At 35.5% G+C, this 26,212-nt stretch carries 26 protein-coding genes, 1 pseudogene and 1 riboswitch; of the genes and pseudogenes, 8 read left to right on the top strand and 19 right to left on the bottom strand.

Annotation, left to right across the window (positions count from 1 at the left end; genetic code table 11):
- Nucleotides 1-74: 74 nt before the first annotated feature.
- From B176_RS19220 to B176_RS0108075, 5 genes and pseudogenes are all read right to left on the bottom strand, one after another.
- A pseudogene (locus tag B176_RS19220) lies at nt 75-745 on the bottom strand (basic secretory protein-like protein); the annotation flags it as partial.
- 112 nt (nt 746-857) lie between these two features.
- On the bottom strand, nt 858-3,338 hold the full coding sequence (locus tag B176_RS0108090) for a penicillin-binding protein 1A (RefSeq protein WP_017258297.1): 2,481 nt from the start codon (nt 3,336-3,338) through the stop codon (nt 858-860).
- Nucleotides 3,339-3,523: 185 nt separating this feature from the next.
- On the bottom strand, nt 3,524-4,300 hold the full coding sequence (locus tag B176_RS0108085) for an amidohydrolase (RefSeq protein WP_017258296.1): 777 nt from the start codon (nt 4,298-4,300) through the stop codon (nt 3,524-3,526).
- 35 nt (nt 4,301-4,335) lie between these two features.
- Nucleotides 4,336-5,481, bottom strand: a complete 1,146-nt coding sequence (locus B176_RS0108080) for a methionine aminotransferase (RefSeq protein ID WP_017258295.1) — start codon at nt 5,479-5,481, stop codon at nt 4,336-4,338.
- Between the two features lie 343 nt (nt 5,482-5,824).
- A complete protein-coding gene (locus B176_RS0108075) occupies nt 5,825-6,544 on the bottom strand; it encodes an FKBP-type peptidyl-prolyl cis-trans isomerase (RefSeq protein ID WP_017258294.1) in 720 nt (239 codons plus the stop codon).
- A 96-nt stretch (nt 6,545-6,640) separates the two neighbouring features.
- Here B176_RS0108075 and gltS point away from each other — a divergent pair, with 96 nt between their 5' ends.
- The 3 genes from gltS to B176_RS0108060 all read left to right on the top strand — a co-directional run bounded on the left by gltS (nt 6,641) and on the right by B176_RS0108060 (nt 9,844).
- Nucleotides 6,641-7,894, top strand: a complete 1,254-nt coding sequence (gene gltS / locus B176_RS0108070) for a sodium/glutamate symporter (RefSeq protein WP_017258293.1) — start codon at nt 6,641-6,643, stop codon at nt 7,892-7,894.
- Between the two features lie 116 nt (nt 7,895-8,010).
- Nucleotides 8,011-9,390: an exonuclease domain-containing protein gene (locus B176_RS0108065; RefSeq protein ID WP_017258292.1), complete on the top strand. Its 1,380-nt coding sequence runs from the start codon at nt 8,011-8,013 to the stop codon at nt 9,388-9,390.
- Between the two features lie 148 nt (nt 9,391-9,538).
- Nucleotides 9,539-9,844 carry a hypothetical protein gene (locus B176_RS0108060; protein WP_017258291.1) on the top strand — a complete coding sequence of 102 codons (306 nt, stop codon included), beginning with the start codon at nt 9,539-9,541 and terminating at the stop codon, nt 9,842-9,844.
- Between the two features lie 67 nt (nt 9,845-9,911).
- Here B176_RS0108060 and B176_RS0108055 read toward each other — a convergent pair whose 3' ends face one another.
- Nucleotides 9,912-10,262, bottom strand: coding sequence for a hypothetical protein (locus tag B176_RS0108055; RefSeq protein WP_154647926.1), 351 nt, complete (start codon nt 10,260-10,262; stop codon nt 9,912-9,914).
- Between the two features lie 376 nt (nt 10,263-10,638).
- Between B176_RS0108055 and B176_RS0108050 the strand changes: the two genes are divergently transcribed.
- On the top strand, nt 10,639-11,208 hold the full coding sequence (locus B176_RS0108050) for a hypothetical protein (RefSeq protein ID WP_017258289.1): 570 nt from the start codon (nt 10,639-10,641) through the stop codon (nt 11,206-11,208).
- 83 nt (nt 11,209-11,291) lie between these two features.
- Here B176_RS0108050 and B176_RS21380 read toward each other — a convergent pair whose 3' ends face one another.
- The 8 genes from B176_RS21380 to B176_RS0108010 form a co-directional block, all read right to left on the bottom strand.
- Nucleotides 11,292-11,471 carry a magnesium transporter gene (locus B176_RS21380; protein WP_262495916.1) on the bottom strand — a complete coding sequence of 60 codons (180 nt, stop codon included), beginning with the start codon at nt 11,469-11,471 and terminating at the stop codon, nt 11,292-11,294.
- Nucleotides 11,472-11,972: 501 nt separating this feature from the next.
- Nucleotides 11,973-12,539 (bottom strand): cytochrome b/b6 domain-containing protein, encoded by a 567-nt coding sequence (locus B176_RS0108040; protein WP_026063224.1) that lies wholly within the window; start codon nt 12,537-12,539, stop codon nt 11,973-11,975.
- 16 nt (nt 12,540-12,555) lie between these two features.
- Nucleotides 12,556-13,011, bottom strand: coding sequence for a hypothetical protein (locus tag B176_RS0108035; RefSeq protein WP_017258286.1), 456 nt, complete (start codon nt 13,009-13,011; stop codon nt 12,556-12,558).
- 6 nt (nt 13,012-13,017) lie between these two features.
- Nucleotides 13,018-13,611, bottom strand: a complete 594-nt coding sequence (locus B176_RS0108030) for a TetR/AcrR family transcriptional regulator (protein WP_017258285.1) — start codon at nt 13,609-13,611, stop codon at nt 13,018-13,020.
- A 237-nt stretch (nt 13,612-13,848) separates the two neighbouring features.
- Nucleotides 13,849-14,562 carry a DUF3307 domain-containing protein gene (locus B176_RS0108025; RefSeq protein WP_017258284.1) on the bottom strand — a complete coding sequence of 238 codons (714 nt, stop codon included), beginning with the start codon at nt 14,560-14,562 and terminating at the stop codon, nt 13,849-13,851.
- On the bottom strand, nt 14,550-15,155 hold the full coding sequence (locus tag B176_RS0108020) for a hypothetical protein (protein ID WP_017258283.1): 606 nt from the start codon (nt 15,153-15,155) through the stop codon (nt 14,550-14,552). Before B176_RS0108020 ends, B176_RS0108025 begins: the two co-directional genes overlap by 13 nt.
- Before the next feature lie 297 nt (nt 15,156-15,452).
- The gene (locus B176_RS0108015) at nt 15,453-16,691 is read right to left on the bottom strand and encodes a homoserine dehydrogenase (protein ID WP_017258282.1); all 1,239 of its coding nucleotides are present in this window, start codon (nt 16,689-16,691) and stop codon (nt 15,453-15,455) included.
- A gap of 106 nt (nt 16,692-16,797) precedes the next feature.
- Nucleotides 16,798-18,102, bottom strand: a complete 1,305-nt coding sequence (locus tag B176_RS0108010) for an O-acetylhomoserine aminocarboxypropyltransferase/cysteine synthase family protein (RefSeq protein ID WP_017258281.1) — start codon at nt 18,100-18,102, stop codon at nt 16,798-16,800.
- Nucleotides 18,103-18,302: 200 nt separating this feature from the next.
- Nucleotides 18,303-18,405: riboswitch (SAM riboswitch) on the bottom strand.
- A gap of 263 nt (nt 18,406-18,668) precedes the next feature.
- Here B176_RS0108010 and mgtE point away from each other — a divergent pair.
- From mgtE to rpiA, 4 genes are all read left to right on the top strand, one after another.
- Complete coding sequence (gene mgtE, locus B176_RS0108000; RefSeq protein WP_017258279.1) at nt 18,669-20,018, top strand: magnesium transporter; 1,350 nt, start codon at nt 18,669-18,671, stop codon at nt 20,016-20,018.
- Nucleotides 20,019-20,082: 64 nt separating this feature from the next.
- The gene (gene bioB, locus B176_RS0107995; protein ID WP_017258278.1) at nt 20,083-21,069 is read left to right on the top strand and encodes a biotin synthase BioB; all 987 of its coding nucleotides are present in this window, start codon (nt 20,083-20,085) and stop codon (nt 21,067-21,069) included.
- A gap of 56 nt (nt 21,070-21,125) precedes the next feature.
- Entirely contained in the window at nt 21,126-21,644 is a 519-nt protein-coding gene (locus tag B176_RS0107990; RefSeq protein WP_017258277.1) for a GNAT family N-acetyltransferase, read from the top strand.
- A gap of 96 nt (nt 21,645-21,740) precedes the next feature.
- Entirely contained in the window at nt 21,741-22,406 is a 666-nt protein-coding gene (gene rpiA / locus B176_RS0107985) for a ribose-5-phosphate isomerase RpiA (protein WP_017258276.1), read from the top strand.
- Here the strand turns inward: rpiA and B176_RS19215 are convergent.
- The 5 genes from B176_RS19215 to B176_RS0107960 all read right to left on the bottom strand — a co-directional run bounded on the left by B176_RS19215 (nt 22,403) and on the right by B176_RS0107960 (nt 26,148).
- Nucleotides 22,403-23,017 carry a histidine phosphatase family protein gene (locus B176_RS19215; protein WP_017258275.1) on the bottom strand — a complete coding sequence of 205 codons (615 nt, stop codon included), beginning with the start codon at nt 23,015-23,017 and terminating at the stop codon, nt 22,403-22,405. The genes rpiA and B176_RS19215 overlap by 4 nt on opposite strands.
- Before the next feature lie 561 nt (nt 23,018-23,578).
- The gene (locus B176_RS0107975; RefSeq protein WP_017258274.1) at nt 23,579-23,824 is read right to left on the bottom strand and encodes a hypothetical protein; all 246 of its coding nucleotides are present in this window, start codon (nt 23,822-23,824) and stop codon (nt 23,579-23,581) included.
- Nucleotides 23,825-23,894: 70 nt separating this feature from the next.
- On the bottom strand, nt 23,895-24,569 hold the full coding sequence (locus B176_RS0107970) for a DUF3291 domain-containing protein (RefSeq protein ID WP_017258273.1): 675 nt from the start codon (nt 24,567-24,569) through the stop codon (nt 23,895-23,897).
- Nucleotides 24,570-24,785: 216 nt separating this feature from the next.
- The gene (locus B176_RS0107965) at nt 24,786-25,361 is read right to left on the bottom strand and encodes a MarC family protein (RefSeq protein WP_017258272.1); all 576 of its coding nucleotides are present in this window, start codon (nt 25,359-25,361) and stop codon (nt 24,786-24,788) included.
- Between the two features lie 31 nt (nt 25,362-25,392).
- On the bottom strand, nt 25,393-26,148 hold the full coding sequence (locus B176_RS0107960; protein WP_017258271.1) for an SGNH/GDSL hydrolase family protein: 756 nt from the start codon (nt 26,146-26,148) through the stop codon (nt 25,393-25,395).
- Nucleotides 26,149-26,212: the final 64 nt, after the last annotated feature.

Genomic DNA, 26,212 nt, shown 5'->3' with positions numbered 1-26,212 from the left:
CTTAGCTGTAAACTCAGTGCTTTTAGCATTGTACAAAGTATAGCGTTGCGAGCGATAGTAGGAGTAAACAATATCGTTATCTTTTGAGATACTTAGGGCAGGAGAGTTCTCTTGTAGAACCGATGAAAGACCAAAAAGCCTGTCCGTAACGATAAGGGAAGTATTTGCTATTGGTTGTTAAGTCTTTTAAGGTAGGAATGTCTTTATTTAGCACCGCGTCACGCATCCACATGGCGGTATTTGCATCAACCTTTCCTAAAGAAAGATATTCGGCCATACCTTCTATCATCCACAAAGGTAAATTACCAATGTTTTCTAACTGTGTGGAGTCTCCCTCAATCAACGAATGGTACTGGAACGCATGTACGAGTTCATGACCTAATACGTGGCGGGTTTGCGCATTAATCTCCTGTAAAGGCATAATTACACGATTTTTCAACCCTTCAGTAACACCTCCGGTACCCACACCAATTTCACCATCAATTACCGTAGTCTGTTGAAATTCCGGAGCGTTTCCGTATAAAATAATTGGATTTTTTCTTCTAAAAGTATCTCTAAAAACCTGCTGATGCATAGAGTACCAAGCTTCACTTTCTTTTGCGAAAGCTTTAATCAAACTATCGTTTTTGGTATAATAATACAGGTTAAAGTGGGGCGTTTCATAAACCTTAAATTGTAAATTTTTATATCTTACCTTATTTTGCCCAAAGTACTGAGCCTTTACTGATGAGGAAACACAAAGCATAAGCACAGTTACCAGGCTTAAAACTGCTGTGATTCTGTAAAGATTATTTAAGTATAGTTTCATAGCGCTATTATTATCATCAAAACGATTTTTAATCATTGATTTTTATAAATCAGTTTCCTCGATTTTCTTTTTCTTGCTCTCTTTTTAGCTTCCGAAGCTCACGTTTAGAAAGTTCTTCCGTTTCGGCAGGCTTATTTTTATTTTCTTTATTTACCTCTGTTGGGTTTTTCTTATCTTTTTTTGCATCCGTGTTTTTATCCGTAGAACCGCCCACTGGTGGGTTAATCTCTAACTGCGGATCCGTTAATTCGTTTTCTGTAGGCTTATCAAGCATATTTAGGGAGTCAACCATTGTGCTATCTGCTGCGGTTGTATCAACAACAATACGTGGCGATACGCAATTGTATTTACGAGTTATTTCTACTTCGGGTTTTGGAAACGGACCCTGTGTAATTCCAGTACTCGGGTCTTTATAAACCTTTTCCATAAATTTTGCAAAAATTGGTAAAGCGGTTCTAGACCCTTCGCCTGTTTCCGAAGTTTTAAAATGTACGCTACGGTCATCAGCACCAACCCAAACACCAGTCACTAAATCTTTAGTAATTCCCATATACCAGCCGTCAACATAGTCTGATGAGGTTCCTGTTTTTCCGCCAATCTGATTGTTTTTCTTCCATAAATCCCATTCCCATAAGGCTTGCGAAGTTCCACCCGGCTCCTCCATACCGCCTCTAAACATGTAAAGCATTAACCAAGCGATTTCTTTACTCAATACTTCTGTTTGTTTGGCTTTAAAGGTTTCAATTATCCGCCCGTCTTGATCGGTAATTCGCTCAACTAAAATAGGATCTACCTTTTTACCTTGATTTAAGAACGTTCCGTAGGCTCTGACCATTTCATATACTGAAACATCATTAGGGCCTAAACTTACAGACGGTACGGACTGTAGCTTACTTTCGATACCACATTTATGCGCATATTCTACAACTTTGTCCCAACCTACCTTCTCGGTAATTTGTGCGGTAATAGAATTTACAGATTTTGCCATAGCCCAACGTAAAGACATCTCGCGATACGAGAAATTCCAGTCAGCATTTTTAGGCTCCCAAACTTCGGTTTTGTTGCCAACCTGGTATTTAATGCTAACGGGTTTATCGGTGAATTTATCACAAGGATCAATTCCACTTTCAATTGCTGCTAAATAGGCGAAAGGTTTAAAAGTAGAGCCCGCTTGCCTCTTTGACTGGTTTACGTGGTCGTATTTAAAATACGTATGATTAATTCCACCTACCCAAACTTTAATTTTTCCGCTAAAGGGATCTAAAGTCATCATCCCTGTGTTTAGGATTTTTGCGTAGTATTTTATAGAATCAATGGTAGAAAATTCGACTTCTTTATTTCCATCCCAAGAAAAAACCGTCATCTTCTTCTTTTTGTTTAAAAATGCAGCTAAAGAATCGGGGTTATTATCCAGTACGCGTACTACGCCTTTGTACCAAGGCAATCTATCTAAATTCTTTTGTACAAAATCTTCGATAATGTTATCGTTAGAATCCCGCCAAGGATCCTCATTGCCCCAAACATTATAAAACCTCTTTTGGAGGATAGTCATCTGCTCATGAACAGCTTCTTCGGCGTATTTTTGCAGTTTTGAATCAATGGTAGTGTAAATCTTCAAACCATCTTCATAAAGGTTATAGTCGTTTTCATCGCACCATTTATCCAACCATTTTGCAACGGCTGCCCTTAAGTACGAGCTTCCATCGTTCTTGCCAACATCTTTGCCTAAATCCAATACAATTTTTGTAGCTGAAGCTTCTTTATACTGCGCCTCGGTAATGAAATTATATTTCTGCATTTGCGACAAAACAACATTTCGGCGCTTTCTTGAGTTTTCTGGGTTTTTTATTGGATTATAAGTAGAAGTTGCCTTTAACATCCCCACCAAGGTAGCAGATTCCTGAAGGTTAATTTCACTAACGGATTTGTTGAAATAATGCTTTGAAGCCGTATTTATACCATAAGAGTTGTTGCCAAAAGGAACAGTATTAAGGTACATGGTTATTAAATCTTCCTTGGTATAATTGCCTTCTAATTTATAGGCGGTAACCCATTCTTTTATTTTAGAAACTAAAGTGCGCACCAAAGGTATTTTACTGGTTAACCCTTGTGATTTGTTAACTCGGGTACGATATAGGTTTTTAGCCAATTGTTGGGTAATGGTGCTTCCGCCTCTTTTATCACCGGTTGCGGTAGATATCAAGCCAGAAAACACCGAATAAAAATCAACGCCATTATGTTTGAAAAAACGTACATCTTCGGTAGCTACTAAGGCATTTATCAGATTTTTATCAATCTCTTTAAAAACAACCGGCGTTCTGTTTTCTGTGTAGTATTTGCCTATTAAAACGCTATCGGCAGTGTAAACTTCGGATGAGATATTTAAGGAGGGGAATTTAATGTCTTTTTTTGCGGGTGAGAAGCCGAATAAGCCTAAGAAATTAACTTCTAAGGCACAAAAAAACAGGATAACAAAATAAATAACGATAAGCGGATATCTAATTGCTTTAAGCTGTATTTCTCTGAACATATAAGAATATTAGTGCCATTTAGCCACGAAATAAGTAACTAAAAACAGAATAAAAAGGTTAAGCAAATATAAATTTTGTTTTTTAGATAATTGGATAAATAGGCGGTTATTGCCAATTTAACACTATTTAACAATTTTAATCTGACCAAAAAACAAAACCTAGTTAGGTTGTTTATTTTGCTTTATTAAGTGAGCATAAAATCATCGCCATCTTTTAAAAAGGGCATTTGTTGACGGGTTTTTTCCACTTCGTTTTTAAAAATAGTGAAGGTGTAAAGGTCTTCGTCATCTCTTTTGTAATAAACCACACGGCCGTTTGGATCTAAGCAGGTTGTATCTCCGCAGTAATAAATCTCATTACCATCATGCCCAACGCGGTTTAAAGCGATGATATAACTTTGGTTTTCAATAGCTCTTGCTGGTATTAAGGTATTCCAGTGTTGTTCTCTTTTTTCTGGCCAACTTGCAACGACCAACAGTAAATCGTAAAGTTCGCCACGATTTCGTAGCCAAACCGGAAAACGCAAATCGTAACAGATCACAGGCATAATTTTCCAGCCCTTAAAATCAATGATTAGTTTTTTATCGCCAGCAGTATAAACCTCATCTTCTTTGGCCATTGTAAAGAGGTGTTTTTTATCATAATATTGATAAGTCCCATCTGGGTTCATCCATATTAACCTATTGTAAAAATTCTCGTTTTCCTTTATAATTATAGAACCCGTAACCACGGCATCATAACGGTTTGCTTTCTCATGCATCCATTTCATGGTTTTACCGTCCATTTCCTCAGCCAAGGTTTTAGCGTTCATACTAAAGCCGGTGGTAAACATCTCTGGTAAGATAATGATATCTGTTTTTTCTTGAATTGTAGAAAGTTTTAAACTTAGGTTATGCAGGTTTTTATCAATGTTTTCCCAAAACAAATAAGCCTGTAGAAGCGTCACTTTTAATGCATTCATATTTTCGGTATTTGTAGATTATGCTAAATTAAAAATTATATTTTGTTTAACAATTCGGCTGCTTTTTCTAAAGTCTCGTCTTTTTTGGCGAAGCAGAACCTTAAGGTCTTAAAATCGGTACTTCTCGCGTAAAAACTTGAGTTAGGTATGCAGGCAACTTTATAGTCTTTTGCAATACGAACCGCAATATCAACGTCTTTCTCAGCCGATATATTTTCGTAGCTCACGTTTTGGAAGTATGAACCTTCACACCGTAGCAAGGTAAATTTTGATGGTTTTAATAAGGATCTAAACAGATCTCGTTTGTTTTGGAAAAAACTAGCAAGTTCTAAGTACGATTGATTGCTATTTAAATAGGAGTGAAGTGCATGTTGTATCGGCGTGTTAACGCTAAAAACTAAAAACTGATGGATTTTTCTGAATTCTTTCATCAACATTTCTGGTGCTAAACAGTAACCAACCTTCCAGCCGGTGCAATGGAATAGCTTACCAAAACTTGCCGTAATAAAAGTGCGTTCCTTAAGTTCTGGAAATTGCGATAAACTTAAATGCTGCTGACCATCAAAAATAATATGTTCATAAACCTCATCGCTAATAATTAAGATATCTGTGTTTTCGGTAATAATTTTTAGTTGTTTGATGTCTTCCTCTTTTAAAATTCTACCGCAAGGGTTTTGTGGCGAATTGATAATAATGAGTTTTGTATTTGCCGTTACCAACCTTTTTACCATGCTCCATTCAATATCATAAAAAGGAGGAGTCATTTCGTAAGGTTTAACCAAACCACCAAAAGCTCTTACCGTGGGTGCATAACAATCGTAAGCTGGTTCAAAAATAATTGCTTCATCGTTAGGTTTGATTACAGCAGCAATTGCAGTGTAAATTGCTTGAGTGCCACCTGCAGTAATCGTAATTTCAGTTTCTGGTGAATAGTAAGAGTTATGCAAGGCTTGCATTTTCTCGGAAACACTTTCTCTTAAACTTAAAATACCCGGCATAGGTGCGTACTGGTTGTTTCCTTTGAGCATTTCTTGATTAACCAGTTTTATCAGAGCAGGGTCGATATCATAATCAGGAAAGCCTTGGGATAAGTTAATTGCCTGATGCTGATTTGCCAGGGCGGTCATTTCTGAAAAAATATTATTTGGTGTTTGAGGTAATTTAGAAGAAAAATTGATCACGATATAATTGAACTATTAAAATTTAAACGCAAGGCGTTTAAGGTATAAAGATTAAAAACCTAAACGTTGGCAATAATTCCAATAATTTAGGATGATGAATAATCTAACAAAGTAAGGTTTTTTTTGTGATTAGGATACCTTTTAATTACTAATCGCTGTTTAAACAAAGCTAAGAAGCTTAAATAAAATATGGAAAGAAGTTTTTAAATTTCTATAAACTAAGGATACACTGTAACGTTGTTTGCTGTTTTGATGGTAGCGTGTGATAAAAAAAAGCATTATCCACAAAAAAAGCTGTAAATCATTTGATTTACAGCCTTTTTTAATCCTCAATTTTAATCGACTAACTGCCGATTTTCATCAATTCAATATCAAACACTAAAGTGCTGAAAGGAGGAATGTCTTGTCCAGCACCTCTTTCGCCATAACCTAATTGGTAAGGGATGTAAAAGCGGAATTTAGAACCAACAGGCATTAATTGCACACCTTCTGTCCAGCCTGGGATTACACCGTTTAAAGGTAATGATATTGGTTCTCCTCTATCATAAGAACTATCGAATTGCTTACCATCAACTAAAGACCCCTTATAATGTACAGTAACGGTATCTGTATCGGCGGGTTTAACGCCAGTTCCCATTGTAATTACTTCGTACTGTAAACCACTGGCTGTTGTGGTTATTTTTGGGTTTTTCTTGTTGTCTTCTAAAAACTTTTTGCCAGCTTCTTCGGCAACGGCATATTTTGCTTTACTGATTTTCTGTAAAAACTGACCAATTGTTTTGCCTGCAAGCTCATCGTTTACAACTAATGTTTGATCTGTAAATACATCATGCATGGCTTGTTTGATCAAATCGTAGTTTAGGCTTGTAACGCCATCAGATTTTAAACCCTGCGCAATCTTCATCCCAAAAGAATAACTTGCAGAGTCAAGCTGGGTCATCGGTTTTACGGTTGTTTTTGCAATAGGAGCAATTTTTTTTGCCGTTGTTTTTTTTGCAGTTTGTGCATTTGCTGATAATACAAACGCCGTTATGCCAATTGTTAATAGTGCTTTCTGAATCATAATTAAAAAATAAATCCGATGAAGATAAAAAATAAGATATGAATTTGATAAAAGATTAACAATTAACGCAAAAATAGGGTTAACAAATAGGAGTAAATGTTATTATTATTAACTTCGGCTACTTCACTGATTAAACCTAAACTAATCAATTTTATGTCGTTTGGAATTTTTGAGACCCTAGCTTTTGCCTGCATTGTTCTATTGTTAGGATTTTTTCTTGTTAAAAAAATTAGGTTTCTAAGTGATTACAATATCCCCGAACCTGTAGTTGGCGGATTCTGTGTTGCCATTATCCTATACCTATTTTATTATACCATGGGCTTAAGTTTCAATTTCGAAACTTCGTTACAAACGGCAATGATGCTTGTTTTCTTTACGTCTATAGGTTTAAGTGCAGATTTTGCAAGGTTAAAAAAAGGTGGTAAACCTTTAATTGTTTTTGTTGCCATTACAGGTGCCTTTATCTTTTTACAAAACATCTTCGGAGTTTCGCTTGCAAAATTATTAGGCATCAATCCTAGTTATGGCTTAATTGCTGGCTCAGTAACACTCACCGGTGGGCATGGAACTGGTGCGGCTTGGGCGGAAAACCTTACAGAGGTATTTCATATTGAAGGTGCTATGGAGCTTGCCATGGCTTGTGCTACTTATGGACTAGTGATGGGAGGGCTAATTGGTGGGCCTGTTGCAAAAGTACTTATCAAAAAAAAGAAGATAAAGCCGCACCATATGATGGAAACCGAGCAACCAATTGAAACATTTGAAAGCCCATTATCAAAAAGAAGGATAAATGTGCGTAATATGATTGAAACGCTTACAATGGTTGCGATATCAATAGCGGTAGGTTTGTATCTGTACGAAGCTTTTAAAAGTACATCATTCGAATTGCCAAATTTTGTATGGTGTTTGTTTATTGGCGTTATTATAAGAAATACCGTTACCCGATTTTCTAGTTACATTGTTAATGAGCATGCGGTAGATATTATTGGAAATACCGGGTTATATCTGTTCTTAACAATCGCAATCATGTCTTTGCAACTATGGCAACTTCAGGGATTAGCAACCCAGGTTTTAATTATACTACTGTTGCAAACTGTTTTACTAATAGCTTTTGCAAGGTTTATAACCTTTAAATTTATGGGAGGTGATTACGATGCTATTGTTCTAAGCGCTGGCCACTGCGGTTTTGGCTTAGGAGCCACGCCAACTGCTGTTGCGAATATGCAGGCTATTACCGATAAATATGGCCCGTCTCACAAAGCATTTTTAATTGTACCCATGGTTGGGGCTTTTTTTGTTGACATTATAAACAATGTTTTTATTAAAGTTTTTGTAGCTATTTTAGCTTAATCGCCAATTTAGCGTATTGTGTTTACCGAAACACCTAGGATACTCACTAAATAAATTTCATTTTCACTCACTGGTTCTGCTAATAATATTAGTAAATATGTTTACTTTTGTGCCTAATGAGCCGTCTTTATGCAATTGTTGATATTGAAACTACCGGAAGCCATGCAAACGCAAATGGAATCACGGAGATTGCAATTTATATCCACGACGGTGAAAACGTTGTGGACGAATACCAAACGCTTATTAATCCAAAACAAGAAATTCCTGTTTTTATACAAAGCCTTACAGGTATTAACGATGAAATGGTGAAGAGTGCACCTACTTTTGAAGAAGTTGCACCAATTATTTTCGATTATCTTGATGGTAGAGTGTTTGTTGCCCATAACGTAAATTTCGACTACTCTTTTATTAATCATCATTTAAAACGAGAAGGGTTTACGCTCAATAGCAAAAAATTATGTACGGTGCGCTTAGCCCGTAAAATATTACCAGGTTTGCCGTCTTACAGTTTGGGTAAGCTTTGCCGAAGTTTAAATATAACTATCGAGAACCGACATAGAGCCGCTGGCGATGCATTAGCTACTACTGTACTTTTTAAAATGATGGTTGATGCGGATGAGCATCAATATATTGATGAAGCGTTAAACGCTAAAACTAAAGAAGAGGTTTTGCCTCCTTATATTTCTCGTTTGCAATTGGAAGGAATTCCCAGACAGCCCGGCGTTTACTATTTTAAAGATAAAAAGGATAAGATTATTTACGTTGGGAAAGCAAAAAACCTGTATAAACGTATTTTAAGTCATTTCTCTAATAACGATACCCATAAAAACAAGCAGGATTTTTTGCGAGAGATCCGCAAGATATCTCACCAAGTTTGTGGCACAGAGTTACAAGCGCTGATTTTAGAGAATGTTGAAATTAAAAGGCTTTGGCCCGAGAAGAATAAAGCAGCCAAACATCCCGAAAAAAGATTTGCGTTATATAAATATGAAGATCAAAATGGTTATCTGCGTTTAGCTATCGGTAAAAAAAACAAATATGTAGACTCCGTATTTCTTTTCAGCTCTATTGCAGAAGCGCAACGATTAATGCGTTTATGGTGCGAAAAATTTACTTTATGTAACATATTTTGCGATTTGCAGAAAAGTAATATAGGTTGCATTGGCTTGGAAAACAAGGTTTGCAAAGGTGCTTGTATATTGCAAGAAGCTGTTGAGCTTTATAATCAAAGGGTAAACCTGATGATTAAAGAAGTAATGAAAGAATTGCCTAGCTATTTGATTGTTGATCAAGGTCGAAATAAATTTGAAAAGAGTTGTATTTTGGTAGAAAAAGGTGCTCTTTGTGGAATGGGTTATGTTACCGAAAAAGAAGTTCCTACAGATTTAGAAATCGCAAAATTAAAACTAACGCCTTATCCTTCTTATTTGGCTATTGAGAAACTACTTTCAGATTTTGTGGCAAACCATCCGCAGAAACAAGTTTTACTTAATTAGGTGTACTTAAATAGCTACACTATTGAGGGTTTGTTTTAAAATTGATGTCGTTTTAGCTAAGGAATGTAGGAATCTGTGGCTCATGCGTATTTCTTGATTTTGGCTCAGTTTTTAATCATATATTTATTATTCACCAAAAATCAAACACATGAAAAAATTAATGTACATCGCGTTTTCTTTTGTTATGCTAATCTCAACAGTGAACATCGCATCAGCAAATGAAAAGAATGACAAAGCTTTATCAGCTACTCAACAGGTTAAACTAGAACAGCTAACTAGCAGGGTTGAGCAAATTAGAAATATGGATAAAAGTGAGCTGAACAGACAAGAGAAAAGAGCTTTAAGAACAGAGCTAAAGCAGATGAAGAGTGAAGCAAACGCAATTAGCAATGGTGGGATTTATCTTTCTGTTACTGCCTTATTAGTAATCATTGTTATATTATTGATTATATAATAATTAACAGAACGCTATAAAAATAAAGCCTCTCGATTTGCTGTCTAGAGGCTTTTTTATTTTAAGATTATTTGACCAACGTTGTAACGGTAATCTCCCCATCAAAAGATTTGTAAGTATACAGCCCTTTTTTCGTGGGTTTAAAAGTGTACTTCAAAGTATGCACCGGAATATTCGTAGTGCAAATTTCCTGCGCTTTAGGGTAATTATAATACGCTTTTATACTGACTGAATTGTCGGTCACTTTTGTTTCTAAATGATCTGCTATTGCACAACCATTTGTACCGCCGTTAAATATGACCACCACAGTATCTGTTTGTCCTAAAGAGATTTCGCTCAACGATTCAATTTCTGTTATTTGACCAACGGCCTGAATAGTGCCTTTGTTTTTAGTGCATCCCATTATAAATAGAGACATAATTATTAAAAAAATCTTCATAAGAGTAAAATTAGTGATATATTATGTGTAATACGTAGTTCTGTGCAATTCTGCTACGTTTTTTAACATTACAATAAATTACACAAATTATCCATGGAAATAATAAACTGATGCTTTAAATAAGCTGGTTTTTCACTACGCTGTATTGCAAATGCCACTGGATTTTAACTTTTTTAAATAGAATAAAAATTATTTTTAGATGATATAAACGTAGTTGTAAGATGGTACGTTGAGCTTTTATGAAAATAAAGTTCGCTTTTCGCTAATTAACTTCTAAAGGGAGGGGTAACAATTTTTGAGATGAGTTTATATAAAGGAAACAACATAATTATTTAACCTTTAAAACAAATACATCATGAAAAATTCAAGAACCATCATCGGAGCATTAAGCTTTATTCTTTTAGTTACTTTTGGATGCAAAAAAGAGAAAGAAGCAAAGTTAGACACAAAAGAACAATTTTCAGTAGCGATGCAAAAAAGCTCTTTCAAAGGAGAAAATGAAAATGCAATAGTAGTAGGATCTAAGTCTGAACTGGAAGCCTTGTTCAGCGGTAAAAAAGACAGAGTTTTTTTGAAAAAAGCGTCAGAAAAAAATAATTTATTCCGTCCAGTTGTTGGAACCACAGGTCCAGTAGTAGATCCAGAGCCAATTGATTTTTGCTGGGAAGAAATCAATACTTATTACAACGAGCATATCCAGTCTTGGCAAGCAATTGCTAACGAAACTTGTAAGCCTTACGTAACATGTATTACTTGTCCTAATTCTGGAGGTGGCTTATATGTAATGTACGCTATACAACCAAAAGGAAAAAACTGTTTGATTTACGAGCAGGCTTCAATAATGTATAATTTCACACCATTTAACTTCACAGTTAATCAGTACGATACTGAAGCGGTTTCATCAGTAATCAATCCAAAAAGATAATTAGTTGTCCAACTAGTTTTACCAACAAAGCCACTCATATTGGGTGGCTTGTTGGTTTTAGAAGGTTTTTAAAACATTAAAACTTACAATGATTTTCCGGTTAAAAGAGAACGCTGCAACCGAAAACAAATAACAAGTCCAGTGAGGTCTGTCAAAGTTGTCCCAAAAGGTGCAGAAGCTGTTGCCGGATCTGAACCTGCTTTTCTCAAGATAAAGGGAATTAACGAACCCGAAAGTGTTCCCCAGAGCACAATAAATACCAACGAAACGGATACTTAAAGCAATGGAAAACCAAAACTCACCATAATCATAAAAGCCAGCTTCTGCCAAACAAAAATTCTAACGAACTCGATAACGCCCAAAATTGTACTTAACAACAAACCAGAAAGCACTTCTTTTTGCATCAGGTACCGCCAATCTTTAAGAAGATTAAAAAAATTTAATCGCTTGGGAAGTTGGTTGAATCTTAATGGGTGAAAAAACTTCTAAATCACAAAGCTTTATAAGCACAGCCTTTTTGAAGTTGTTGCAATACTATTTAGAACTAGAACGAGAGAATATCGAAAATAAAAGAATGCGTTTCAATAGTTATAAGGGTTTTTTGAGATATAACCTTGTGAAATTGTATTATATATTTAGTTGGTGTTGCGTTATTGATAGCAACGGAGGAATAACGCTTTGTGGCAACCGGCGCAGGCAAGTCCCGATAGCTCGGGAAAATGCCCAAGTCTTAAACAATCAAAATCCATTAAGTGGAGAAGAACCTAGTCTCCCCCAATCATTTTTGAGACGATACCCTTTTTATTAGAATGTTCTGCGATAATAAGTCCAACCATGTGTAAAACAATAAAAATTGGGAACCAGTAAATCCCCCACTTGTGAACGGTTTCTATTCCATCTTTCCACTGCTCTAAGAAGCCTTTTTCAATACAGATTCCGGTAAATGCGGAAATGAAAACGAATACGTAAAAATACACATAACTTAAACCTTGCAAACGTTCTTTAAAGCTAGTGTTGCTTTTAAATGGGTTTGGGAAGCGGATTCCCTTAACCAGCATATACAATATACGGATAACAAAAGCGATGATCATGATGTGCGCAAACAGCTCATGCCATTGCCACATAGGCTCACGAATTGCTTTTGTGATACTAACCATTTGATCTTTTGAAAGGGGAGTGGTTTCTGTTTTACTTTGGATGATAGACACGATGCCATTTTTGTTCATCCAATACATCCGCAAAAACCCAGTGATAAATAACACAGGCATTGCTATAGCCATTACCCAATGCAGAACTCGGTGTAGTACGGAAAATTTCTTTTGCTTTTCCATTGTTTTAAGGTATTAGTTAATTGAAGTACTGACGGTATGTTTGATAGGATTGTTGCAGTTGAAGAATGATTTCTGACGCTTTCGCTTTATCAGTCTCTGTTTTTAAGGTTTTTACCAGTTCTAAGTGCGGATGAAGCCATTTGTGTAGTGCTTCATGACTTTCGCCTTTCATGGTGCAACTTTTTACCAACATGCTATTTTGTGCCTTTATTTCTTCCGCAAGTATTTTGTGATCTGTATCGTTATTCTCCAAATAACCATTTACGAGGTTTTCTCCTTCTAAAACAAAAGGTTTCATTTCGTTATTTACCACCCATTTTTCGCCATGATTTAATTGAATAGCATTAGCTTCTTCATCATGGTGATGTTCTTCGCTACTTACTTTTTCTTGGTTGTTTTGTGATTTTGTCGAGTTGTTACCACAGCTCGACAAAATGATAGCGCTTAACGCTAATAAAAATACTTTTTTCATGATTTTTTAGTTTTTGTTTTCAATCATTTTTAAGATGCCGTCTAAAACAGCGTTTCCTTCTTTTAGTAGATTAGATTTATGTCCGGACAATTTCCATTTGAGAACGGTTAAGCGTATGGAACCGATAATTATAGTGGTAAGTGTGGAAACACCGATGAGCTTGCTGTATTTACCAGATTCTTGTCCGCTTTTAATATTATCGCTAACGTATTTGTGCATGAGGTCCATAATCTCGGCTACTTTAGCACTCAGGCCATCATCAAAATGGAAAATGCTTTCTGCAAAAATCACACTTACTATCGCTGGTTTATTTGTGAACGCCAGTAATTGAGAATTAAAAATGGCTCTTAAATTATTTCCTTCCGTGTTGTTTGGATTCATAGCAATGCCTTGGATACGGTTTTTCATTTCTGCGATGAAATAGTTTAGCAAACCCAGTAAGATCTCATTTTTACTTGCAAAATGACGATATAGGGCCGGTTCTGACAAGCCTATATCGGCTGCCAAGTTTTTTATAGTAAGGTTTTGGATGCCGTATTTATCAATTCGGGCTGTTGCGGCTTCTATAATTTCTATTTGCCTATCCGTAAAATTTCCCATATAGATATTAAATAGATAAAACTATTAGTTAGCGTTCACTAACAAAGATAGTTTTAATTTCTAGAATAGCAATTCTGTTTAAGAAATATTTTTTTACGATAGTTTTTAGAAAAGTAGATATTATTTAATGTTAGGTTAGGAACGAAAGTTCAGAGGATTGAATTAAAACTATTGCTATAGGAAGGGATGCAGAGTCCTTCATTATTGTGGTGGATTGATTGTTTAATTAAATTGATTTTATAAGATTACTTTTATCTTTAAGTAAAGCAAGCCGATTAATATGGCAACTCCAAAACTTAATAAGGTGCCAATTAATATGTACTCCGTTAACTTAATGTCTTTGTTTTCTTTTAGATCTCCAAATCTAAATATTGACTTTGCAGCCAATAAAAATCCAATTCCTTCCCAAAAGGAAGTCACAATAAAACCGAATACAAATAAGCGCTCTAACATGCCTATGTATTTACCTGCGTTTTTTAATCCGCCGTTGGGTAATGGATAGTTAAAAATCTCAATTATTTTTTTAATTAATATGGACGATACATAGGTTAAGCTTATCAAAGCTATAACGAGCAGGTAGTTTTGGTTGCTAAATATCTGGTTTAAATCGATATTGTAGTTATAAAAATGCTTAATAAAAACAGCAATTGCAATAACGTGTAAAAACTGATCTAATAAAAAATTACTGATGGTACTGATGCTGTTTTTGAGAAAAACTTTTGTAATAACATCTATTGCAAAATGCGATAACGCCAATATTATTGAAGCTATGATGTACTTTTTATCGAAACCTGTTGCAATTAAAATTAAAAGTAAATGGATTACAATGTGGGCATAAAGATACAGTGATCTGAATTTTTTATCTTGGATATCTTGCACCATTTTATTGGTTTGAAATACAAAATCTCCCAATAAATGCGCTAGTGTGATTTTCAATATTAATTCAAACATTTTGTAATCTTTTTTGCAAATAAATCTACAATTTCAATCATCTCATCATAAGCACCTCTTTTAAGAGCCTTATTTATAGTGGTATTATCTTTCTGTAGCTTTTTTGCAATCTCTTTCTGCATCAAACTTCTGTTGACTAACGAGAAAAATATGGTTTCTGAAGTGGCTGGTTTCCAGCTATTGCTGATAAAACTTACCAATTTTAATATAGAGTTGAAGTATTCGTCAAATTCTAGGAATGGACTTTTGATGATCAGCGTATGGTTTTTTAATTTCTCAAAACTTTCGCCCGAATTGATATGTGCTGTACCAGAGGATTCGGTCACTTTTTTTCCTTTAAAACTTTTATCTCCAATTCCAATCGACATTCGTACATCAATTAAGCTGCTAGACTTGATCAACGACTTTATACACAAGGCTACTTCTAATGCTTTTTCCACAGGTACTTCTATTTGGAAACTATCTCCTCGGTATATTTCCCATTTTGTAGCATCTTTTGTAGTTGTGGAAAAATATTCTTTTAACCTTTGTTGCCAAATTTCTGGTTTAACCTTTTTGGAGTCGATGATATCTCCTGTTATTACCGCTACCATATTATTCTTTTTTATAAAGATACATTTTTTTTAATAATTGGCTTATTTTGACCAATTTATTGAAATTGGCTTATTTTGACCAATTATTGTTTTAGACTTATTTTTTAAAGATGTTAGCGAAATTACTTTAAAGAGAATAGGCTTATTTCAGCCAATTCATCAAAAATGGCTGAAATAAGCCTATTAGAAGTTGTCGAAAAAACTGTTACCCACCATTTTGCTTTGCGATTATGCATAAAAAACAAACCCCTCTGTTAAAAATAACAAAGGGGCTCATCATCATAAAAATGAAAGATATTAATCTATATTACTGCATACTTCTTCAATAACTTCCACCGCTTTTTCCGAAACATAATTTCCGGTATCGGCAATAAAAGCACCGTCATCTAAAATCAGTCTTTTTGCTTTAAAGATATCGTCCAACTTAATAGAACCTACTACATAATGATACTGTTTACAAGAGAAACGTTCTTCAATATCAATAAATGGCAGTTTTTTAACTAAACTTTCTGCATTAAATCTTAAATAAACCTGAATAATTTCCTCATTATTGAATTTTATCTTTTCTTCAATCAATGATTTTTTGTACTCGTAACGGTAATCATAACGGAGCGCAGAAATATCAGAAAAAACCGCCGCACCTGTTGGATGACCTCCAGCGCCTTTTCCGAAGAAAAACTGTTGATCGGCGAAAGCAGCCTGTACGCTTACTCCATTGTATTCGTTTTCTACGTTGAACAGAAAATCTTCTTTCTTAACCAATTTGGGCAAAACGTAAATGCTCACTTCGCTATCGTTCTGTTTTTTTGCAACTGGAACCAATTTTAGTTTCTGACCTTTTTCCTTCGCATATTGTAAATCGCTGTTCTGTAAGTTTTGGATACCGATATTTAAGATATCATCTGGATTTACAAATAAACCATAAGCATGAGCAGTAGCAATGGCAACTTTGTATTTGGCATCATAACCCCCAACATCCAATGTAGGGTCAGTTTCGGCAAAACCCAATTCCTGAGCTTTTTTTAACGCGTCATTATAGCTTTGGTTTTCGTTAAATACCTTAGAAAGTATGTAATTAGACGAACCGTTGAAAATACCACTTACGGCGTACAATAATTCGTTGTTATAATATTCCTCTAAATTTCTAATAATGGGGATACTGCCACAAACTGCACCTTCGTAAAGTAGCGAAGTGCCATTATCTCGCTGTATTTGAACCAATTCCTCCAAATGCAGGGCAATCATTTTTTTATTGGCCGATACTACATTTTTACCGTTTTTTAGTGCAAAAGACACAATTTCGTAAGCCGCATCTGCATCGTTGATCAACTCAATAATGGTATTGATTTCTGGGTCATTCAGTATTTCCCACTGGTCGGTTGTGAAAAGTTCGGCAGGTAAGGTTCTTTTTTTAGAAGGATCTTTAATCGCAATTTTCTTGAACTCTAAGTTTAAATTCCGGCTTACGGTGATGTCGTACAAACCTTGTCCCACTACGCCAAACCCAAACAAACCTATATTTAATTTTTTACTCATTATGCTATTCTTGAATTTTATTTAGCGTATATCAAAAGGATTTAAAAAGCTGTAAGTAACCTCACAGCTTTTAGTTCTATGAATTTCTCTAAAATTGTTTAACCAATTATTTAGCTGCTGCTAAAGCTTGTTCTATATCTGCTTTGATATCATCAATATGTTCAATACCAACAGATAACCTTAATAACGTTGGTGTAACACCAGATCCTAATTGTTCTGCATCTGTTAATTGTTGATGCGTAGTAATAGCAGGTTGTATAATTAATGTTTTAGTGTCACCTACGTTAGCTAAATTGCTAATCATCTTTAGATTATCAACAAATTTAGCAGTACTTTCTTTTCCGCCTTCTAATTCGAAACTCAATACAGCGCCAAATCCTTTTTTAAGGTATTTCTTAGCATTTTCATGCGCAGGGCTACTGGTCAAGCCTGGGTAGTTTACGCTTTTTACACTTGGGTGTTTTTCTAACCACTCAGCAATTGCCTGTGTGTTTTGGATGTGGCGCTCCATACGTAAAGACAAAGTTTCGATTCCTTGCAACAGTAAGAAAGAGTTGAAAGGCGAAATTGCCTGACCAAAATCTCTTAATCCTTCAACACGAGCTCTAATGGCAAATTGGATATTACCGAAAGGCCCTTTGCTTCCGAAAACATCATTGAAAACCAATCCGTGGTAACCTTCAGATGGCTCAGAGAATTGAGGGAATTTGCCATTGCCCCAGTTGTAATTTCCACCGTCAACAACTACACCTCCAATGCTGGTTCCGTGTCCGCCGATCCATTTGGTAGCTGCATGTACTATTACGTGTGCGCCATGTTCAAACGGACGGAAAAGGTAACCGCCACCTGCAAAAGTGTTATCTACTACAAGAGGAATATCATATTTTTTAGCTACAGCTGCAATTCCTTCAAAATCTGGAACGCTAAACTCTGGATTGCCAATGGTTTCAACGTAAATCGCTTTTGTTTTGCTATCAATAAGCTTTTCAATGCTTGCTCCTTTATCGTTTTCGGCAAACCTTGCCTCAATTCCTATACGCTTGAAAGCTACTTTAAATTGATTATAGCTTCCGCCGTATAAAAACGGACTGGTCACAAAATTATCTCCAGCTTCTAAAATATTGTTCAAAGCTAAAAATTGAGCAGCCATTCCAGATGCAGTAGCTACCGCTGCAACTCCACCTTCTAATGCGGCTATTCTTTTTTCAAAAACATCCGTAGTAGGGTTCATGATACGGGTGTAAATATTTCCGAATTCTTTTAAAGCGAAAAGATTACCTCCATGTTCAGAGTTTTTGAAGTTGAATGAAGTGGTCTGATAAATCGGAACCGCTCTTGAACCGGTAGTTGGGTCAGGTTCTTGTCCTGCGTGTATCTGTAAAGTTTCGAATTTTAGATTTTCAGTTGACATTGTTAAATTGTTTTAAAAGATGAATAATTTGAAGTTAATTTGATGGGTGTGCAATTTTAAATCGGCTTAAAGCCAAATATAATATTAACACATAGAAAAACACATACAACAAGAACTAACCGATTGTAGCATTTTAAGTCGTAGACCTTTAAGTAAGGTACTTAACAGAGATGGAATGTTGTTTTTTTTCATGTCTCAAAAATTTATATCCCCCTTTCGGGCTAGGAATTGGCACCTTCTCTTTTATGCTAAGGGTTGCCAGTGGGTCTGTGAGCCTAATCTCTCGCCACTTCTTTATAAATCAAGACCTGTGTTAGAGGCATTGATTTTGGTATCTCAACCAAATGATGTTGCGAATATAGGGGCTAAATCTATTAAAAACAAAATATTATTTGGATAAATGTTTGAGTAATAGGGCTGAGGTGTTCCACGACGCCCTGATTTAAACGGATATGACGATTTTCTTACAGTACTAGATTAGTTAACGCAAAAAAATAGCGTTTGTAACCGAAATTTAAATTCTAAAAAATGCAAATTTCTAAACCATTAAATTTAATTTCGCGTTCATGCAATCCTTTGATATTGACAAAACCGACATCCTGAAGATCAAACAGGCATTGGAGGGAGATGAGCAGGAACTTTTGTTGTTGGTTCAGGATTATCATGCATCAGAAATTGCAATTTTATTTGAGTCAATTCCGCTAGAAGCTCAAAAAAGAATCATCAACCTACTGCCTGTAGACGTTGCTTCAGATGTGATTTCTGAAATGAGCCAAGAGGCGCATCCCGCAGAACTTTTAGTTGATCTAGAACCAGAAAAGCGTCAAGAAATTGTAGAAGAACTCGATTACGACGATGCTACAGACATCATCTCGCAGATGCATAAAGACGATCAGCATGAGATTCTGGAAGACATGGACAAAGAGGACGCGGTTCATATCCGTAACCTGATGACTTATGCAGAAGATACCGCGGGTGGGTTAATGAACACGCAGGTAATTAAGGTGGATGCCGAAATGACCAAAAAACAGGCAATCGATCAAATTATCCTACAAAGTGAAGAAATAGAGGAGTTTTATACCATTTACGTTGTCGATCATTTCGATGTTTTGAAAGGCATCGTGTCATTAAAAGATATTATTAAAAGCAAGGTTAGCGCTAAAGTTTCTGATCTGGTAAATTCTGAATTTGTTTATGTTAAAGCCGATACAGACCAGGAAGAGGTGGCCGATTTAATTTCTCAGTATAACCTAACCAGTATCCCAGTTGTAGATATAAATATGAGACTGCTGGGGCGAGTAACCTTTGATGACGTGATTGACGTTATGGAAGAAGAAAATACAGAAGATATTTTAAAGTTTTCTGGTGTTTCTGAAGACGAGGAGTTAAGTGGTAACTGGGTTGATGCGGTAAAATCTCGTTTGCCTTGGCTTGTTTTAAATTTAGGGACTGCTTTTTTAGCGTCTTCCGTGATTAGATATTTTGAGCCTACCGTTACTAAAATTGTGGTTTTAGCAGGCTACATGACTATTATTGCTGGAATGGGAGGTAACGCTGCCACACAGGCGCTTGCGGTTACCATCCGTAGAATTACTTTAAGTGATTTGACAGATCACCAAGCTTACCGTACCGTTGTAAAAGAACTTACGGTTGGACTAATTAACGGTGCTATTAACGGATTTATCGTTTGTCTTTTTGCCTATTTTTATGATGATAATTTGATGCTGGGGATGGTGATATTTATAGCCATGACCGGTAATTTGTTGATTGCAGGTATAACGGGAGCTGGCATCCCTTTAATTTTAAAAAGGGTAGGGATTGATCCTGCAATTGCTTCGTCTATTATTATTACAACGTTTACCGATGTTTTCGGATTTTTACTTTTATTGGGTTTAGCCTCTAAATTATTACTATAATTGCTTTAATAATAAGTCAATGGACTAATGACCATTGTCCCTTGACTTTTCAACAACTTAACACATGCAAACAACAAAACACAACTGGACCAAAGAAGAAATTCTAGCTATTTATAATAAACCATTTTTAGATTTAGTTTATGAAGCTGCTACCATACAACGTGAAAATAAAGATTATTCGGAAGTTCAAATAAGCTCCCTAATCTCTATTAAAACAGGTGGTTGTCCGGAAGATTGTTCGTATTGTCCACAAGCAGCTCGTTACCATACAGACGTGGAAGTGCAATCAATGATGAAGGTTGAGGAGGTGATTGATTTAGCACAGAAAGCTAAAGACGGCGGCGCATCAAGATTGTGTATGGGAGCAGCCTGGAGAGAGGTTAGAGACAACCGTGATTTTGATAAGGTTATTGATATGGTTACCGCCGTAAACAACATGGATATGGAGGTTTGCTGTACTTTAGGGATGTTGAATGCGCACCAAGCACAACGTTTATCTGATGCGGGTTTATATGCTTATAACCACAATTTAGATACGTCTGAAGAGGATTATAGCAGGATTATTTCAACCCGTACTTACGACGACAGGTTGCAGACTATTGAAAATGTGCGTAAAGCAAATTTAACAGTTTGCAGTGGCGGAATTATTGGTTTGGGTGAAACTGTTAACGATAGGGTAGCCATGTTGCAGGTTTTAGCAAATATGCCACAACACCCAGAATCTGTTCCGGTAAACGCTTTGGTTCCGGTAAAAGGTACGCCATTGGCAGATCAGCCAAGAGTAGAGATTTGGGATATGGTGCGTATGATTGCTACTGCAAGAATTATTATGCCTAACAGTGCAGTGCGTTTATCCGCAGGACGAAATGAAATGAGTGTTTTAGAGCAAGCTTTTTGCTTTATGGCAGGTGCAAACTCTATTTTTGCCGGCGATAAACTGTTAACTACTCCAAATCCTGATTTTAAAGACGACATGGCGATGTTTGAGCTTTTGGGCTTAAGTACTCGTAAAGCATTTAAAAACGGAAGGCCAAGTGATTTAGTTCATTAGTCTTATGTATGTGTTGTTTTAGTTCATCGGGATGATTTTCATAAAAAGAAGCCGTCATGTTGACGATAGGGAGCATCTCACAAATAGGTTTAATGAGGTTAGTTCAGTTTAAAAAAGAACATTTTCAGATACTGGTTGATTGGATTATTGACGAGGATACCATGCTGAAATTCGCTGGGATTGGTTTTAAATATCCACTTTCAACAGATCAGCTGGAGAATTATATCCTCAAACATCCTGATAGACTTATTTATTTAGGAATTGACGAAAACGAAAAACCAGTTGCTTACGGTGAAATTATCCCTCAAGATGCTGATTCAGCAAGATTAGGTCATTTAATCATCGGTGAAAGCGAACGTAGGGGAAAAGGTTTAGGACAAACTTTGATAGAACTACTGAACCACGAAGCGAAACGTATGCTAGCTATTAAAAGGATGGATTTGTTTTTACTTCAGAATAATTTGGCGGCAGAAAAATGTTATCTTAAATATGGTTTCGAATTCGTGAAAAACGATTTCCAAATTAACCATAAAGGAAAATCCTACGATATATTAAAAATGACAATTGCTTTGTAGTCGATAAAAATACAAATAATCAAGATTTTACTTAGACCATTTGAAAACTCAGTAAACTGACCACCTAAAAACCTAACCCCTAAAAAGCTAAAAGAAATGAATCCAAAACAATTAATAGGCGAAGAAGCAACAAAGTACGTTAAAGAAGGAATGATTGTAGGTTTAGGGACCGGTTCAACAGCCTATTTCGCTATTATGAAGATTGGTGAAATGGTTAAAAATGGTTTGCACATAAAAGGAGTTCCCACTTCTAAATCAACTGAAGAATTAGCAATTTCATTAAATATCCCATTATTGCCTATTGAAGACGTTGTTAAAATTGACGTTACCATTGACGGTGCGGATGAGTTTGACGCTCGTAAAAACCTAGTCAAAGGTGGTGGCGCCGCCTTGTTGCGAGAAAAAATTATTGCTTCTGTAACCGAATTTTATGTAATCATCGCCGATGCGGCCAAAGGGTCGGATTACTTAGGTGATTTCGCTGTTCCGGTTGAAGTTACGCCTTTCGGAAAGGAAATCACCATCTTTCAACTTAAAGCCTTGGGTTGTGTGCCTAAACTGCGTTATAAGGACGATGAATTGTTAGTGACAGATAATCAGAATTATATTGTGGACTGTAAGTTTTATAAAATTGAAAATCCCGCTGAATTATCTGTAAAAATGAATGCAATTCCTGGTGTTGTAGAAAATGGTTTGTTTGCAAATATGGCGAACGTAATCATAAGCGAAGATGGAAAGGGTAGTACGCTTAAAATCGGTTAATCTTTAGTAACGGTTTTTAAATGTTCTGCCGTGAGATTTAGAAATGAGATACTGCTTAATGCTAATTCTTCGCTGTAGCTTAACTTAGATAAACTGCTATAATCAATCTGTAGGTTAAAAACCTTTTCTAACGGAAATTCCAAAACATATGAAACAATAGAGCGAATTACTCCAGCATGCGTTACCAGTACAATATTTTCTGATTCGTTATTGGAAACTGTCTCCTCGTAAAAATCAATAGCTCTTTCGTGTAAATCTAAAAATGATTCTCCTTTTTTGATCCTATAATTTACAAAATCTCCGTTCCAAGCGGTTAATTCTTTTGTGGGGATTTTAGCCCATTCCATCATCTCCCATACGCCGTAATTTAAATCCGAAACTCGTTGGTCAACTGTGAATTTATCGTCACTTAAATAGCTAGCTAATTTGGCGCACCTCCTTAAATTGCTGCTGTAATAAATCGTATTATTATTAAGTTGTAATCGCTCTCTAATCCAATCAAACTGTACAGTGAAATTTTCCTCTAAAGGCATTTCCGATTGACCAAAACATAGCTTGTTTGGGTTGTAGGTTTCCGTGTGCCTAATTAGGTAAATATTTTTATTCGCCATTTTATAAAATAGTTTTTCGGTATTTTATTAATCCTATTAGATAAGTACTTAGTTTTTAAATTAATATAAAAAAAACACACTAAGGTTGTTTTAGATTGCCGCTAGCTATGAAGTTTGTTTTGTCAAATTATTTTGCTCATCATAAAATAGGGGCAACAAAGCTAAAATTATATAAACCTTGGCCATCGGTTTTTTTATAATGAAAAACCAGTATTTAACATGTGTTTATTTTCTTGTTAATTCTATTTGTGAATGCTCTGTTAAAATGTTCGAGCGTTAAATCTTAATCTTTAACTATAGTTATCAACCAATAGCTATGAACGGTGTTTTACGCTAGACTTAGTTTATATTTCGCAGTTATCCTAAGCCAAATAATATTTTTATCTAATAATCAATAGTCTATTTATTAGGAATTTATAAGTTTTATCTCAATCTAATGTTTAGTATATTCCTGTTTGTATTCGTAAGATAATTTCAGTATTCCCAAATTATATTCTGATAAAACATTAAATAAAATTTAACTATCTATTTTTAAGTATTTTATGTACTTTATCTAATTGTTTAGTTATGTCTATTGTAAGTAGCTATAAATTCAGACCTCATTGTCTTGAAGTTTTCTATTACCGATTTTATGAACGCTTCATCAATAACTTCAAACACCCCATCGATACCATTTAAAATATCCATCTCGGCTAATTTGTATGTTTGCTCAATAGCGCCTTGCTCAAATTTGATGATGTATTTATTGTTCATAGAAAAGATGGTGATCTTACATTCTGGGTGTGGTAATTCTGCAACAATTCTCATAATTTGTAAATATTTTAAAAATAAAATACACTAAGGTGTTTTTGTTTCAATGTTATTACCTCAATTTTTTTTATGCTTTTATCAGTTTTCCATGTGTTTCAAGGATAATGAATCTCGCAAAAAGCTCTTCGCTATACCAACCTTCATCACGAGTTAGCTTTACTACTTTCGCGTGTTCTTCATCTTTGTAAGCGAACTTCACAACGTCGTCTACAGTTTCCCAAATAGAGAAAGTTGCCTGCATAAAAAATGGCGCCTCTCCAATTCCAATTGATGTAATAAAGCCTTTGGATTTGCCCATAATTGAAGCAACTGGCGGAACGTTTCTCCAGAAGTTTTTTAATTTATTTGGTCTAATTGTAGCTCTTGTAAGTACTGCAAGTCTTCCTTTTGCTTGTCTGATTTTTGGGTTGCCAAAAGGTTCTTTCCCACTCCATTTTCCATGAGAAGAAGTAGGTTCTAAAAGGATATAAGATTGGTCAAAACAAAATATTCTCCACCATTTTGCAATGAGTGATTTTTCTTGAAATTCGTCAAAGTCAGCTTTTGTTTGCCAAACAGCCAATAAACCCCATTGTTGAAAATCTGGATTAATGTCGAAAGTTCCGTTTTTACCACAACCTAAAAGTTTCCAAAAGCTAATTTTCGAATTGAAATACAGCGGTAAACGGTGTATTGCCATTGCTATAAAAGCAAAGGGTACAAGTGCTTTTGAATACCTAACTAAAGTGATTGAAACGAGCATGGAAAGCTAATTTCGTTAATTTAATGCGATGCTTTAAATAAGGTGGATAAATAGCTAAATGTGGATATGTTTAAGCACTGGGCTTAATCTAAAGAGATGCTAGGTTTGAACAGAAGCAAAAAACCATTCCTTTGATTTTAAGACTGCTGTGAAATAAAAAAAATTAGCAAACCAAAGAGCGAGCTTTGGAGTGAAGTTGATTGGTATTGTAATAAATTAAAATCCAGTGTTGTTTCTGAACATTTTAACGGCAATAGCTAGTAAAATGATTCCAAACGCTTTTCTAAGAATATGTAGCCCAGTTGGGCCAAATAGCCTTTCTATTCGTTGAGAGTTTTTTAAAACGGCATATACAAACAGAAGATTTACAAATATGCCGATAACTATATTTATGGTGGCATATTCTGCCTTAAGAGACAACAGCGTGGTCATTGTTCCCGCACCTGCTATAAGTGGAAATGCCAAAGGAACAATAGAAATTGTTTCTGGGATTTCTTCCTTAAAAAAATTGATTCCAAGAACCATTTCCATGGCAATAATGAAAATAACAATGGATCCGGCGATGGCAAAGGATGAGATATCTAACCCTATGACTTTCAATAAGGCTTCTCCTAAAAATAAAAAAAGCAACATCAGTAATAATGATACTAAAGTTGCTTTTTCTGATTGAATATGTCCGCCAGCTTTACGTCGTAAATCAATAATCAATGGGATTGAACCTAAAATATCAATAATCGCGAACAGCACCATGGTTACTGAAAGGATTTCTTTAAAATTCAATTTTTCGATCATTAGCTGGTAGGATTAAATCTGATTTTCTTTACTAACCTAACTTGGTGGCTTTAAGCCATGCTTCAGCCATTAATTTAGCACCTGCTAAACTTGGATGAACACCGTCTTTGGTCCAATAAGTTCCAGGAGCACTTTTTAATGCCTCGTCAAATACTGCTTGGTATGGAACAAAAATAGCGTTAAATTCTTTGGCGATTTTTTTAGCTGAAGCTCTGTATTCGTCAAATTCTGGATACCAAGAATCATCTACCGCCTTTACACCCTTCACTGCGAACGGCTCGCCAATTACCAGCTTTACATTAGAAAGCTTTTTTATAGTCCGTTGTAACAGTGCTGTTAAATCGTTTTCATAAACCTTAACTGTACCATCGTATTTTCCGCTGTGTTTATGCCAATAATCATTAACTCCTATCAAAATGCTTAATAAACTTGGATTTAAGTCCAAACAATCGCTATCCCAACGTTCTGCCAGTTGGTAAACTTTGTTTCCACTAATTCCTTTATTATAAATATGCAGGTTTTTTGATGGCTGGTTGTTAAGTAAAGTTGCGCCAGCATGCAAAGCGTAGCCATAGCCTAAGTTATCCATAGTACTAAAATCTGTATTGGCCTTCTTTCTTCCGGCATCGGTGATAGAATCTCCTTGGAAAAGGATTATTTCATCTGTACTTAGTTTTAGTCTTGATGTTGCAGTTTCTGGTATTGCAGCACTTACAATTTGAGGTAAACCAACTGCTAACGTGGTGGTCAAGGCTGTGGTTTTCAAGAAATCTCTACGTTTAATCATCTTATTGTTTTAACTATTTAGGTTGTATTTAAATGTATCGTTAAAAAATATTAATCGCAATAGC

It is taken from the genome of Pedobacter arcticus A12, assembly GCF_000302595.1.
Taxonomy (GTDB): Bacteria; Bacteroidota; Bacteroidia; order Sphingobacteriales; family Sphingobacteriaceae; genus Pseudopedobacter; species Pseudopedobacter arcticus.
This window is presented reverse-complemented; position numbering and strand designations above follow the sequence as displayed.